This window comes from Rubneribacter badeniensis (assembly GCF_002899695.1).
In the GTDB taxonomy this organism is placed as follows: domain Bacteria; phylum Actinomycetota; class Coriobacteriia; order Coriobacteriales; family Eggerthellaceae; genus Rubneribacter; species Rubneribacter badeniensis.
This window is the reverse complement of sequence record NZ_PPEL01000020.1, coordinates 1-13,062: the sequence shown is the minus strand read 5'-3', so window position 1 is coordinate 13,062 and position 13,062 is coordinate 1. Positions and strand designations below refer to the sequence as shown.

Sequence of the window (13,062 nt, the reverse complement as noted above, 5' to 3'; positions counted from 1 at the left end):
ACAGTGGGCGCGTGTAGCCCACGGCAGGGCACGCGCGATCTGCCCGCGGCCTTCGCGCCTTCGTCGTGCAGCCCATTACAGTAGATACCAGCCTGATTTGGCCATGTCCAAGGAGCTTGGCGGCTCTGGCTAGGCGATTGCCCAGCCAGCCTTCGCTTATCATCGACATGGCTCCATGGCCCCCCTCCCTCGCTCAGGCCCCCATCGCCTCCGTGCAAAGCGCTCTACAGCAGCACGTCCGCGAGCGCGCGCTTCGGGACGTGATGGACGCCTTCGGCGTCGCGCCAGTAGGCGGTGGAACCGCCGGGGGGCATGCTCGTCACGCGCACCTTTTCTGCGGGCTTGCCGAGTGCGAGCACGAGGTCGGGTTGGAACCGCTCGCGGTCGATGCCGAGCGCGTCGGCCACGCCGCGCTTCTTGAACGACCCCACGATGCAGCCGCCGAAGCCGGCTTCTGCCGCTTGCAGCATGATGGTCTGCGCGGCGATGCCCTCGTCCCAGGCCGTGAACGTGTCGGCGAGCGTGCGGTCGCGATCGCGGCAGATCGCGATGTAGCCGCTTGGGCGCTCTCCGGGTTCGGGTCCGTCCCAATCGGGCAGCGCCTTGGCCCAAGCGCAGCAGGAGAACACCTGCGCGCATACGCCTTCGTCGGTTGCGACGGCGTAGCGCAGCGGCTGGGCGTTTCCGCTCGACGCGACGAGGCGCGCGGCGTCCACCCACGATACGAGCGTCGCGCGGCTGAGGCGCGCGCTCTCGTCGAAGCGGCGGTAGCTCCGGCAGGTTGCGATGATGTCTTGCAGCATGGGGCCTCCTCGTTTCGCTGCGCGTCGCGCGCCTTCCGTTGCCGGGATCGCCGCGCGCGTCCGTTCGCCCCGCATTATAATGGAGCGCGCCGTCCGCGCATCGCCCATACCCGACAGGCGATGCGCGAGCGCGGCGACGGGAAGCGCGCTTCGCCGAAGACGCCGCGGCGCTTCGCTGCGCACCGCCTCGCGCGTCGGGGCGCAAGGACGTCTGCGCTTCGGCGCCGCCCCTCGTCGCCGCGGGCTTTCGTCGAACCCTGTTGGAAGGAGCCTCATGAACTCGAACCGTCTGCTCGACCTGTTCTGCGAACTCGTCCGCATCGAAAGCCCCTCGCGCCGCGAGGCGGCGATGGCGGGCCGTTGCGCCGACGAGCTGCGCTCCCTGGGGTTCGAGGTGCGCTTCGACGGGTCGGCTTCGCAGACGGGGTCGGACACGGGAAACCTCATCGCGCACCTGCCCGGCACGGCGGGCGGCGCGATCGTGCTCTCGGCCCACATGGACACCGTGCAGCCGTGCGCGGGCATCGAGCCTGTCGTGGAGGGCGGCGTGGTGCGCTCGGCCGGCGACACCATCCTGTCGGCCGACGACAAGGCCGGCGTGGCGGCCATCCTCGAGGGCGTGCGCTCCGCTCTCGAGGACGGAGCCTCCCGCCCCGACATCACCGTGCTGCTCACCACCTGCGAGGAACTGCATCTTCTGGGGGCCGGGGCGCTGGCCGAGGGCGAGCTTCCTGCCGGCGCGCCGTGCTACGTGCTCGATGCCGACGGCGCTCCCGGCACCGTCATCGTCGGCGCTCCGTGCCACTGGGCGCTCAAGGCCCGCTTCTCGGGACGCGCCGCGCATGCGGGCGTCGAGCCGGAGAAGGGCGCGTCGGCCATCGCCATGGCCGCTGCGGCGGTGGGCGCGATGCCGCTCGGGCGCATCGATGAGGCCACGACCGCCAACATCGGGACGATCTCGGGCGGCTGCGCGACGAACGTCGTGCCGGATGCGTGCGCGCTGGCTGGCGAGTGCCGCTCGCTTTTCGCCGAGCGCGCCGGGGCGCAGAAGGCCGCCATGACGGCCGCCCTTAAGGACGCCGCCGCGCGCTTCGGCGGCGCGGTCGAGGTCGAATGGACGAAAAGCTATGACGCCGTGCTCTACGACGAGGACGACGAGCTGGTGCGCGGCCTCTCGTCGGCCATCCGCGCGGCGGGCCTCGAGCCGCGTTTTCATCGATCGGGCGGCGGTGCCGACGCGAACGTGCTGTGCGCCCGCGGCGTGCGCGCGGTGACGCTGGGCATCGGCATGACGGCCTTCCATTCCGTGGACGAGCATATCGCCGTGGCCGACCTCGAGGGGTCGGCGCGTCTCGTGGAGGCCCTGATCGCCGAGGGGGCGCGGGGGTAGAACCCTGCCGCTGCCGGCTTGTCATGGCCGGGCGGGGTGTCGGGCGGGCAGGGCGCGCGGTCTTAAGCGGTTCGCGGTTGCGGCTCCTGCGTCGGCTCGGCGGCGGGGGAGGCCAAAGGGTCGTCCACTCTTCGGTTCGGCATGGGCGTGCCTTTGCGCTTCCAGCGCAAAAGGAGCGCGGAGTTCGAGATGACGAGGACCGATCCGGCGTTGTGGACGAGCGCGCCCGCCACCGGGTCGAGGATGCCGGCCATGGCGAGCGCGATGGCGGCGAAGTTGAGCGCCATCGAGAACGTCATGTTCAGCTTGATGGTGGTCATCATGCGCTGCGAGACGGCGATCAGGTGGGGCAGCGCGGCGATGTCGTCGCGCACGAGCGCGATGTCGGCGGCGTCGACGGCGATGTCGCTGCCCGCGCCGCCCATGGCGATGCCGACCGTCGCGCGTTTGAGGGCGGGCGCGTCGTTGATGCCGTCGCCCACCATGCACACCGGCGTCCCGCCGTCCTCGAAGCGTTCGATGGCGCGCAGCTTGTCTTCGGGCAGGCAGCCGGCCTCCACGTCCGAGATGCCCGCCTCCTCGGCGATGCGCCGTGCGGCTTGGGGACGGTCGCCGGTGAGCAGCACCGGCTCGACGCCGAGCGCGCGGACGGCGCGCACCGTCTCGCGTGCCGACGGGCGTATGGTGTCGGCGAGCGCCACCAGCCCCGCCGCGCGGCCGTCCACCGCCACGTGCACCACTGTGCGCCCTTCTTCGAGGTGCTCGGCGGCGGCGCTCTCCAAATGGAGCGCTCCGGCCACGCCGTGCTCGAGCATCATCTCGAGGTTGCCCGCCAGCACGCGCCGCCCCGCCACCGTCGCCGCCACTCCGCGGCCGGGGATCATCGCGAAATCGTCGGATCGGGGAAGGGCGCGCGCGGCGCCGTCGGCGGGGGAGGTGCGGGCACCGGGCGCGACGGCGTCCACGGCGTCCGCAGGGCCTTTCGCGCGTCCCGCCTCGGCTTCGCGCGCGCTCTTCCATCCTCGCACGATGGCCTTGCCCAGCGGGTGCTCGCTCATGCTCTCCGCAGCCGCCGCATAGTCGAGCAGCGCCGCCTCGTCCAAGGGGGCCGCCGCTTCGTCGTGCGCGCCGCAGCAGCCTTCGTGGCGCCCGTGTCCCGACGCGCACGGCACGACGGCCACCACCTCGGGGCGGCCGTGTGTGAGCGTGCCCGTCTTGTCGAACGCCGCCTTGCGCGCCTTCGCGAGGCGTTCGAGCGCGTCCCCCTCGCGCACGAGCGCGCCGAACCTCGTCACGTTGCCGATGGCCGCCATGATGGCCGTGGGCGTGGCCAGCACGAGCGCGCACGGGCAGAACACCACGAGGATGGTGACCGCGCGGATGGCCTCGCCGGTGACGAGCCACGTGCCCGCCGCGGCCGCCAGCGCGATCACCACGATCCACGTGGCCCAGCGGTCGGCGAGGCGCACGATCTTCGCCTTGCCGGCGTCGGCCGATCTCACGAGCTCGATCATGCGGGCGAGCGAGCTGTCCTCTCCCACGCGCTCGGAGCGCATGTCGAACGCCCCGAAGCGGTTCACCGTGCCGCTTCTCACCTCGTCGCCCACCGTCTTGTCCACGGGAAGCGGCTCGCCGGTCATCGCCGACTCGTCGATGGAGGTGGATCCGCTGACGACGGTGCCGTCCACGGCGATCGTCTCCCCGGGCAGCACGCGCACCACGTCGCCCGCCCGCACGTCCTCGGCGGCGACGACCTCTTCGGTCCCGTTCGGCCGCACGATGCGCGCCGTTCGGGGAGAGAGGCGCACGAGCCGCTCGATGCCCGCGCGCGCCTTCGCCACCGTCAGCTCTTCCAGAAGCGCGCCCAGCTGCATGATGAGCGCCACCTCTCCGGCGGCGAAGTCCTCGCCGATGGCCACCGATGCGACGAGCGCGAGCGATACGAGCACGTCGGCCTTGATGTCGAATTCCGTGACGAGGCCGATGACGGCGCCCAAGACGATGGGCGCTCCGCACAGCACGATGGCGATCCACGCCGGGTCGAAGGGCAGCGCGTCGGGCGCGAAGAGGCTGAGGGCCAGCGCTGCGGCCGAGATCGCCAAAAACGCGACGTCCCTCCTCGTGCCCCCGATCTCCAGCAGATCCTCCAGCTTTCCCATCGCGCGGATGCGCAACGGCTCCGAGGGCTTGGCCGCCTCTCCGGTTATGCCGGCCGTGTTCGCTGCGGGCGCTTCCGGCCCGCGTGCGCCGCCCGTGCTCGGAGCCGCCCCTTCTTCCGCTTTCGTCCGCGCCGACGCGTCGTTGTCCTCCATGGTTCCTCCGCTCACTGCATTATACCTATACCCCTATGGGTATAATAGCGCAAAGGAGGGAAGTTTTCCAGGGCTTATTCCGCGGGGTGGTTTTGCAAAGCCCGCGTGCGACGATGCCGCTGCGGGCGTAGAGGTCGCGGGCTGTAAAGCGGGCGGCGGCGCGGCCTAGCTCATGTTCGAGAAGCGTTCGACCGCCTTCGTGAAGCTCTCGATGGTCTTGTCGGCGTCGCCGTGCTCGATGCCGTCGCGCACGCAGTGCTTGATATGGCCTTCCAGCACCACCTGCCCGCACCGGTGCAACGCCGATTTCGCGGCGTTGATCTGGGCGAGCACATCCTCGCAGGGCACGTCCTCGTCCACCATGCGGTCGATGGCCTGCACCTGGCCGACTATTTTCTTGAGCCTGCGATGCAGGTTGTCGGCATCCATGCACTGCCTCATGACGCTCCCTCCGCTCGCGATGCGCACTGTTTCGTTCAAGGCCCCATTCTAGGCGAAAACCGGATCGGGCGCACGGCGGGGCCTTCCAAGGCGGTGGTTTTTGGAGATTGTTCGGAGGTGGCGCATATATGATAGAGCATGCATAGCATTTATGGTAAAGTTTGTAAAGGATAACAATTATCGCGAGGCGAGAACGCAGATAGGAGCGAATTTCATGTCGATGATCAACAAGGAGATCGGGGACTTCTCCGTCCAGGCATTCCACAACGACGAGTTCAAGACGGTGACGAAAGGCGACGTGCTGGGCCATTGGAGCGTGTTCTTCTTCTACCCGGCGGACTTCACGTTCGTGTGCCCGACCGAGCTCGAAGACCTTGGTGCCCTCTACGGGAAGTTCCAGGAAGCGGGATGCGAGATCTACTCCGTGTCCTGCGACACGCATTTCGTCCACAAGGCATGGCACGACGCCTCTGAGAACATCAAGCAGCTGCCGTATCCCATGCTTGCCGACCCCACGCACAAGCTGGCCGACATCTTCGACGTCTACATCGAGGAGGACGGCGTGGCCGAGCGCGGCAGCTTCATCGTGAACCCCGAGGGCAAGATCGTGTGCTACGAGGTGAACGCCGGCAACATCGGGCGCAACGCTGCCGAGCTTCTGCGCCGCGTGCAGGCCAGCCAGTTCGTGGCCGAGCACGGCGACTCCGTGTGCCCCGCGCGCTGGGTGCCGGGCGCTGACGTGCTGCATCCGGGCATCGATTTGGTGGGCAAGCTGTAAGGGCGGCGTCGCCCTCCGATGCGCAGCGCCCGGCCCCGTTTGGGGGTCGGGCGCTTTTTTTGCGCATACGGACAAATGTTTCACGTGAAACATTTCAGCCGGGGAAGGGCGCGCTGGGGTTCTGTGCGGCGACGGCAGGGTTTCCGGGACGTCGCCGGACCTTGCGGTTGCCTCCCGGTTTGACAGGGAGGGGGTCGTCCTTTGTCAAACCGGGGCGATGCGAACCTGCGCTCACTGATTCTGGTCTGGCTCCTTGCGAACAGGCGAGGAGGAGGCTCTGCCAGGCGCGCTTTCTGCGTCGTCGGGGTTCTGCGAGCTGGTAGGGCCTTGCACGGGCGGGCCGACCCGGCTCATTCCGGTGCCGGCTTGGCAGCGAGAGCGCCGTGAAGCGGCACGGATCGCGTCTTGCGCATGGGTTTGCGGGCCCTGATCGCATCGCGGTTTTTCGCGAACTGGGCTTTTGCCGTTCGCGTTTCGGCGCGAAGCCGTTTTTCAGGGAGAAACCTATGCACAAGACGCGATTTCTGCCGGTTTCGGCGATTGTTCGTGTCGCCCCTCCGCTGCGCCGCTCGACGTGCGTCGCCCGCCGGTTGAATGTCAGTGCAAGCGCAAGCTGCGCCGCCCTCCGGGCATGCGCGTTGAGCGGCGCAGCGGGGTTTTCGGGAGTTCGCCCCGCTTGGGTGCCCGCAGGGGCGCCCGCTGCGCTCCGCGAGCCGGGCGTCCGTCTTGCGGAGCGCGACCGTCTCGCGCGGAGCGTCCGTCATGCGGGGAAGTCGAGCGTCACGACGAGCGTATCGCCGTCAAGGCGCGCTCGAAGCCCGATGCGCAGGGCGCGCGCCAGTTCGGCCACGATGGCGAGCCCCAGCCCGCTGCCGTCGGCCGACCTCGCGCGGTCGCCTTGGTAGAATCGCTCGAACAGACGGTCGACGTCGATGGCGCCGGGGTCGGCCACGCGGTTGGAGAACGACACCTCGCGGCCGGTGCGCGCGATGCGCGGCGGGGCGCTGCCGTGGCGCAGCGCGTTCACGGCGAGGTTGCGGAAGATGCGCTTGAGCGCGTCGGCGTTCGAGACGACGGAGAGCGCTTCCTCTCCAAGCTCGATGTCCGGCTCCCATGCGCGCTCTTTGAACTGGGGATACAGCGAGGCGAGCGATTCCGTCAGCACCTCGTCCACCTCCACGGGCTCCCACTCGACGCGATGATCGGGGTCCTGCGTGCGCGCGTAGTCGTACAGCTGGTCGAGCAGGGCCTCCACGTCGTCAAGGCGGCGGGCCACCACGTCCTGGTAGCGCGCCCGCTCGCGCTCGTCCTTTTCGTCGGCCAGAAGCTGGACGTAGCCCTGCGCGCCGGCGAGCGGCGTGCGGATGTCGTGGGAGAGGCAGGTGAGCCCGCGGCGCAGGGCGCGCTTGCTCTCCTCGGCGGCGATCCGCTCGCCTTGGTGCCGGTCGATGAGGCGGTTCACGGCCTGTCCCAGCAGCACGAACCCCCGCGTGCGCATTCCGACGGTGACGCGCGCGTTGCTGTCCGGGTCGCGTTCGGCGAGGAACCGGGCGATGGAGCGCAGCTCGCGTTCCGAGCGCGCAAGCTGCACCGCCAGCGCGATCGCGACGAGCGCGAGGGCGCCCACGAGGAGGCAGACCGCGGGCTCCATGGCTACACGTCCCGCTTCTGCAGCGCGACGGCGCCCAGTCCGATGCCGATCACGATGAACGCCGCCGTCACGAGCGCGATGTGCAGCGGATCGAGCGTCCCTGCCGCGTCCAGGCCCAGCGCAAGCGAGGCCGTGCACGAGTAGGGCGTGTAGTCGGCGATATGCGGCGCGCTCGGGAACAGCGCGAGGGCGCTCTTCAGCATGGCCGTCACCACGCCCGAGGCCAGCACGACGCCGATGACGATGCTCGCGGCCATCTTGCGCGTGGCCCAGGCTCCCAGCGCCGTGAGCATTCCGAACGCCGCGACCGAAAGCGCGACGAGCGCGGCCCACAGCGCCAGGTCGGCCGGCGGGGTGGGGGCGAGCTCGAGCCCCGCGACGGCCGCTATGGCCAGCGTCGCGCCGATGCTCACGGCGGTGAACGCGACGGCGAGCACGGCGATCTCCACGCTGCGCGCGGCGAGGAGCGCAAGGCGGTTCGGCTGGGCGCTCAGCACGTTCTTGGCGAAGCCGCCTTCGAACTCGGCCGTCAGGAAGATGGCGACGAAGATCGCGAACAGGCACGCAAGGGCGCCGCCGCTCAAAAGGGAGCTTCCGACAAGGGATTCTGCCGACAGGTTCTGCACAAGCGATCCTAGCGCCGCACCGGCCTCGGCGGTGCTCTTCGCATCCGAGAAGCCGACGTGTAGGCCCTCCGCAGCCTCGAGGCTTTCCGTAAAGGTGGGGCTTGAAACGTACGCCACCGTGCCCGTGCTGATGGCCGCCAATGCCACGATGATGGCCAAAAAGACCCACAGCGCCTTGCTGTGAACGAGGCGGTACAGATCCATCCGCATAATATTAACCACGATGCTCAGCTCCCATCATCTCCACGAAGAACTCCTCCAGATCGCGCTTGTGCGCGTACAGGCCGCTCACCGCGATCCCCTGCTCGGCAAGGGCCGCACCCACCGCCGCCGCGTCCGCGCCGCCGAACGCGCGCAGCGAGGCATCGGGCATGGCCTGGAAGCGCAGAGCGGGGAAACGCTCCTGCAGAACCGCGAGCGCGCGTTTCGGGTTCGCAGTTTCCACCTGCAGAAAGTCGCTGCATTCCCGTTCGACGTCGGCGGCGGTCAACTCGCGCACCATGCGTCCCTCGCGGATGACGCCGTAGCGCGTGGCCATCCTCCCCAGTTGCTCGAGCGCATGCGAGCTCACCACGACGGTGACGCCGCGCTGCTCGTTCAGCTGCATGATGAGGCGTCGCACCTCTTGGACTCCTTCGGGATCCAAGCCGTTGAGCGGCTCGTCGAGCAGAAGCAGGTCGGGATCGCCCAAAAGCGCGAGCGCAAGCCCCAGGCGCTGCTTCATGCCTAGGGAGAACCGCTTGGCCTTCATGCGGCCCACCTGCCCGAGGCCGACGAACTCGAGCAGCTCGCGGGACTTCCCCTTCGGGTCGACCAGCCCGAGCGCAAGGGCCTTCATCATGAGGTTGTCGTAGGCGCTCATCGAGCCGTACAGCCCCGGATGCTCGATGAGCACGCCGATGCGGCGCGCCGTCCCCGCCTCCTTGGGCGAGGCTCCGAACACGCGCACCTCGCCGCCGGTCGGCTCCGCCAGACCCGCGAGCATCCTCATCACCGTTGTCTTGCCCGCGCCGTTGCGGCCGACGAATCCGTAGATGTCGCCTTTTCCGACGCGCATGCCGAAGCGGTCGACGGCCGTCTTGCCGCCGAAGCGCTTCGTCAGATCGCAGGTTCGCACTGCATCCATGCGCAACTCCTTTCCTCATCGCTTCGTTTGCGCCTGTCTGCCACGATACGGAAAAGGTGTTGAGCGCATGGCCTTGAAATGGTTAAGAAAGGGTAAAGAAACGCGCGGGCATGCGGTCGCCTTCGCGCGGACGGGGCCGCGCGGCGCGGAAGAGAAACGGCGATGGAGGGCGCTTCGGGGGCGTGGCGCGCGCGAGGGGCGCGCGTGCGGACGGCCCTGCGATGCGCGAGGGCGGCTGCGCGCGCAGCCGTGTGACGCGCGGAAGGGGAGGGGTCTGCGGCTGCGCGGGGTGGAAGGGGCGCAAGGGGAGCGGGAGTACGTGCTGGCGGGCATGGGGGCCGGCGGGCGCGGCGGGCTGCGGCCGCGCGGCTCTCGCAGAGCGCCGCAGCTGCGCGGCCGCGTACGTCTAGCCGCCTTCGCGCCGCCGCGCCCGCATGCCCGCCGCGCGTCAGTCCGCGAGCTTGAACCCGATGCCCCATACCGTCTCGATGTAGCCGTCGGTGCCGGATGCCTTCAGCTTGCCGCGGATGTTGCTCACGTGCACGTTCACCGCCTTGTCCTCGACGAAGCACTCCTCCTGCCAGGCGGCCTCGAACAGCTCGCGCTTCGTGAACACCTTTTTCGGACGGCGCACGAGCGCCTCCACGATGCCGTATTCGAGGCGCGTGAGGCGCACCGGCTGGCCCGCGGCCGTAAGCGTGCGGGCCTCGGGGTCGAGCGTCCAGTCCTTGTAGCGCAGCGCGTTCGGGCCGCGGCCTGCCGAGCGGGCCGCATGGCGCAGCTGCACGGCGATGCGGGCGTGCAGTTCGTCGAGGTCGAAGGGCTTGGACAGGTAGTCGTCGGCCCCCAGTTCGAGCAGCGCCACTTTGTCGGCTGCGTCTGTGCGGGCCGACACCACGATCACGGGCGCGTCGCTTTTCTCGCGGATGGCGCGCACGATGTCCTCGCCGGACGCACCGGGCAGCATGAGGTCGGTGATGACGAGGTCGTAGGGCGCCTCGTCGCCGGTTTCGGCCGCCCTCAGCAAAAGCCGCGCCTCGCTGCCCGAGTACGCCTGCACGCAGACGTACCCCGCCTTGGAAAGCGAGGTGGCCAGCACGTCGTTGATGTCGGTGTCGTCCTCGATGACGAGTATGCGCGCGGTGTCTTGCATGGCGCCTATTGTAGCGGAATCGGCGCGTGCGCGGTACGGGAGTCGGCACGCCGCGGGCCGTGTGGCCGGAGTCGCGGCCGGAGTTGGGTTGCCGTGCCGCGGGAGGGGGTTTCCCGATTGGAAGGGCCCCGATTGGAGGGGGTTCCGGTTGAAGAAGCGCGGCGGCCCGCACCGGCCCCAGCCTGCCGTCGCGGTCCTTCTTGCGAAAAACGCGCGCTTAACGGCGGCTTTTCCGCTTTTCGCCGGAGCTTCGGGCTCGCGGCGCCCCTGAGGCTGCGCCGCTCGGCCTTTCTCTGCGGTTGTGCTCCGCAGCGGTGCGTTGACCCGGCCTCCTCCACGGTTGCGCTTGTGGAGACGCGCCGCCGCGGCCCTCTCTCTCCGAATGCACCCTGCGGGGGTGCGCCGTGCGTTTTGCGCTCGGATGCGCTACCATGATCGCACCGATTGGAAGGCGGGACATGGAACAGAATGCAGCAACGCGCGATGCGCGCGGTGGGCGCGTGCGCGGCGCCGGGGAGGTACGGACGCGCATCATGGCGTGCGCTGTCCGCGAGTTCGCGTCCAAGGGGTTCGCAAAGGCGTCCCTGCGCTCCATCGCGGCCGCCGCGAACGTCACCACCGGTGCGATCTACGGCTATTTCGCCGGCAAGGAGGCGCTGTTCGACGCCATCGTGTCCCCGGCGGGCGAGGAGCTGTACCAACGCTACGTCTCCATGCAGGAGGGGTTCTACCGTCTGCCCCTCGAAGCGCAGACGTTCGACCGCATGGAGGACTACGAGACCGGGATGGTCCATCGCATACTCGATTACGTGTACGACAACCGCGAGGTGTTCGCGCTCATCCTCTTCAGGTCGGCGGGCACTTCGTGGGAGCGCTACCTCGACCGCTTCATCGACCTCGAGGTGGAGAGCACGTTCCGTTACGCTCGCGAGATGCGCGGGCACGGGGTGGCGGTCAACGACCTCGATCCCGCCATGGCGCGCGCTTTGGCCGGGATGTTCTATCGCGGCTACTTCGAGCCGCTCGCACTGGGCATGGATCGCGACGAGGCCCATGCGTTCGTCTCCGACCTGGAGCGGTTCTTCCGCACGGGCTACATCGAGCTTATGAAAGGCGGGGAGGGCGCGACCCCCGTCGAGTGAGGGCGGGGCAGCGCGGTCGGAGCAGCGCGGCCGGATCGGTGCGGCCGGAGCAGCGATGCGGGCCGTGCGTTTCCCCACCCGCCCCGACAGGCTTGTCCCTCCGACTCCGGCGTTTTCGAGCGCTCGGTTTCTCCGCGTGTTCCAATCGAATCCGGACCGTTCCGGGCGGCTCGGAAAGGAGCATCCGCTTCGCACGAGGCACCCGGCTGACCAGCGGTAATGCTACGATCTTCAACTTCCGGCAAAGGGGCACCCGCTTCGAGCGAGGCGCGTGCTCCTTTGCCGCCAGGGGCGCGATCCCCATCCGGCCGCGCCGCACCCTTGCGAGGCTTTGGGTGGTCTGTGCGAAGCGTCGCTTCCTTCGCCGCGCGACATCGGAGCGAATGCGCCGGATTTCCCTTTGGCATGCGCGTCCGGGAGGGACCCGTCTCAGGGCCTGCGGGGCGGGGTCGATCCTTCCCGATCCCGCCCCGTCTCCCGGCAGCCCGCCGAACGCCGATGCGCGAACCCGGCCCCGTCCCGCCTCCCGGCCGTCTGCCAGACGTCCCCGGACGGCCCGATCCCGCTTTGCCTCCCGATGGCCTGCCGGATACCGCCGATCCCTCCCGGCAGCTCATCCCCCGGCAGTCCGCTGGAAGTTCCTGGGCGAACCCGATCTCGTTTCGCCGGCATCTCCTCTACCCGGCGACTGCGGCCTGATGCTCCCGATCGGGAAGGGCTCGCCGCATGGCGGGCGGACCCGTGCGTCAAGGGGGCGAACGAATGTTTCACGTGAAACAACATCCAGAAGGGCGCAGAGTTGTTCGAAGAGGGTGAACGGGCCGCCTTTGAGGGGCGAGGGGTTCTCCGTTATCGACGACTGTCGCTTTCTGCCTGTCAGCGGCTTCGAGCGCGATCGGCGTTCCGGGCGGGTGCCGCCTTCCGCTCTTTGCCTTCCGTCCCGTCCGATCAGCAAGTCGTCGTGCGCCCTTCGATGTCACGTCTCGAGCGCGTGCGGGCTTCGAAAGGCATCCTCGAGCGCGCACCTTGCTCTGGGATGCGCCAATTGCGGTAATGGATTTTAAATTATTTCATGATATTTTACCGAATTTGCCCCCTCGGCAAGAATTCAGACGAAAGAAAGGCCAGAATGATAACATATGGCGAAAAATATTTTGATATATTACCGTAATTTTGCAATTCGGGTCGATCAGCAAGCAGAGTCACGCCCGTTCGGTACTATATCAAGATAAATTCCCGGATTTTTTACCGTTCGCCCGAGATGCCGAGCATGGGCGGCGCTTCGGACGGGTGCTGTCTGCCGAGCGCAAGGCGGCGCTTCGAGTGGGCACCGCCTGCTGAGCGGCGACCGCCTTTCCGCTTTCCGGTCTTCCGTTCCCGCCTATCGCTCCCGCCCTCCCCCCTTGCTCCGTTTCCACCTCCGCTTCCAACTTCGCCTCGCGCAAGCAAGGCCCTCCTCCCTTCTCTCGCCTCCCATCCTCCCATTCTGCCTCTTGTTTCGGGGCGCCCTTCCTCACCCTCTGCCTCCTCATTCTACTTGCTTTTTCTTGGACGGGCAGGGGACGCCCTCCCTCGCCCTCTATTCCCTCCCATTCTGCCTCTAACTTCTCCTCGGACAAGCAAGGGGCGTTCCCTCCCTC

At 68.5% G+C, this 13,062-nt stretch carries 10 protein-coding genes; 3 read left to right on the top strand and 7 right to left on the bottom strand.

The annotated features are described in order from the left end of the window. Positions 1 to 224: 224 nt before the first annotated feature. Positions 225 to 803 carry a nitroreductase family protein gene (locus C2L80_RS05210; protein ID WP_171899974.1) on the bottom strand — a complete coding sequence of 193 codons (579 nt, stop codon included), beginning with the start codon at positions 801 to 803 and terminating at the stop codon, positions 225 to 227. 274 nt (positions 804 to 1,077) lie between these two features. On the opposite strand from C2L80_RS05210, the gene C2L80_RS05205 reads away from it, so the two are divergent. Further along, entirely contained in the window at positions 1,078 to 2,193 is a 1,116-nt protein-coding gene (locus tag C2L80_RS05205; RefSeq protein WP_087193873.1) for a M20/M25/M40 family metallo-hydrolase, read from the top strand. Positions 2,194 to 2,255: 62 nt separating this feature from the next. On the opposite strand, the gene C2L80_RS05200 is transcribed toward C2L80_RS05205, so the two are convergent. Together C2L80_RS05200 and C2L80_RS05195 are read right to left on the bottom strand one after the other, a co-directional pair. Then, entirely contained in the window at positions 2,256 to 4,505 is a 2,250-nt protein-coding gene (locus C2L80_RS05200; RefSeq protein WP_239938728.1) for a heavy metal translocating P-type ATPase, read from the bottom strand. Positions 4,506 to 4,670: 165 nt separating this feature from the next. Beyond that, positions 4,671 to 4,946, bottom strand: a complete 276-nt coding sequence (locus C2L80_RS05195) for a metal-sensing transcriptional repressor (RefSeq protein ID WP_087193949.1) — start codon at positions 4,944 to 4,946, stop codon at positions 4,671 to 4,673. Positions 4,947 to 5,160: 214 nt separating this feature from the next. Here C2L80_RS05195 and ahpC point away from each other — a divergent pair, with 214 nt between their 5' ends. Continuing rightward, positions 5,161 to 5,724, top strand: coding sequence for an alkyl hydroperoxide reductase subunit C (gene ahpC / locus C2L80_RS05190; protein WP_087198318.1), 564 nt, complete (start codon positions 5,161 to 5,163; stop codon positions 5,722 to 5,724). A gap of 760 nt (positions 5,725 to 6,484) precedes the next feature. On the opposite strand, the gene C2L80_RS05185 is transcribed toward ahpC, so the two are convergent. The 4 genes from C2L80_RS05185 to C2L80_RS05170 all read right to left on the bottom strand — a co-directional run bounded on the left by C2L80_RS05185 (position 6,485) and on the right by C2L80_RS05170 (position 10,280). Next, on the bottom strand, positions 6,485 to 7,375 hold the full coding sequence (locus C2L80_RS05185; RefSeq protein WP_087198320.1) for a sensor histidine kinase: 891 nt from the start codon (positions 7,373 to 7,375) through the stop codon (positions 6,485 to 6,487). A gap of 2 nt (positions 7,376 to 7,377) precedes the next feature. Then, positions 7,378 to 8,223 (bottom strand): ABC transporter permease subunit, encoded by an 846-nt coding sequence (locus tag C2L80_RS05180; RefSeq protein ID WP_239442967.1) that lies wholly within the window; start codon positions 8,221 to 8,223, stop codon positions 7,378 to 7,380. After that, a complete protein-coding gene (locus tag C2L80_RS05175) occupies positions 8,216 to 9,127 on the bottom strand; it encodes an ATP-binding cassette domain-containing protein (RefSeq protein WP_087193883.1) in 912 nt (303 codons plus the stop codon). Before C2L80_RS05175 ends, C2L80_RS05180 begins: the two co-directional genes overlap by 8 nt. Before the next feature lie 448 nt (positions 9,128 to 9,575). Continuing rightward, positions 9,576 to 10,280 carry a response regulator transcription factor gene (locus C2L80_RS05170; protein ID WP_103262799.1) on the bottom strand — a complete coding sequence of 235 codons (705 nt, stop codon included), beginning with the start codon at positions 10,278 to 10,280 and terminating at the stop codon, positions 9,576 to 9,578. 458 nt (positions 10,281 to 10,738) lie between these two features. Between C2L80_RS05170 and C2L80_RS05165 the strand changes: the two genes are divergently transcribed. Next, positions 10,739 to 11,422 (top strand): TetR/AcrR family transcriptional regulator, encoded by a 684-nt coding sequence (locus tag C2L80_RS05165; RefSeq protein WP_157941018.1) that lies wholly within the window; start codon positions 10,739 to 10,741, stop codon positions 11,420 to 11,422. Positions 11,423 to 13,062: the final 1,640 nt, after the last annotated feature.